This is a genomic window from Tamlana crocina (genome assembly GCF_012037625.1).
This window is the reverse complement of sequence record NZ_JAAVJS010000188.1, coordinates 1-486: the sequence shown is the minus strand read 5'-3', so window position 1 is coordinate 486 and position 486 is coordinate 1. Positions and strand designations below refer to the sequence as shown.

1 protein-coding gene is annotated in these 486 nt (G+C 31.9%); it reads right to left on the bottom strand.

The features are described 5' to 3' along the window. Window positions 1–96 precede the first annotated feature (96 nt). Window positions 97–330 (bottom strand): hypothetical protein, encoded by a 234-nt coding sequence (locus tag HC176_RS16270; RefSeq protein WP_167920049.1) that lies wholly within the window; start codon window positions 328–330, stop codon window positions 97–99. Window positions 331–486 lie beyond the last annotated feature (156 nt).

The following is a 486-nucleotide window of genomic DNA, read 5'->3' as shown; positions in this document are numbered from 1 at the left end:
AAATAGGTGGCACGGTCCCTCCGAAATAACCACGAAAGGAGCAAGAAAGAATCGAAAAGGAGAAACAGCAGTTAGTTCAACAGGAGATAGAAGCTTTTAAAGATCTACATAAAAAATCGCATCTATGGTACGAAGCTCAAAAACTGAGGAAATATTTAAAACAATTTGAAAAGCAATTCGAAGAGAAGGATCAATTGACTCAAGACAAAATTGAAATGCTTCACTTTGGGCTTCGAAAAGCTGATTGGTTGGATCCCTTAATTGATTTTGAAGATGAGCTTTTGTCTGAATTAGATCCTTACGACCTTTTGAAAGGTGTGAAATGATCAAAATACTTTTTCATTGTCTTGATGTTTTTGAAGATGGACCGAAATATAATCTCCAAAGGAAACAATTTATAAAAAAGACAAATATTTTCCTGTTTGAAATTTTCCATTAAATTTCTTATAATTTAATTATTAATTCTAACAATACTTATTATGAGGC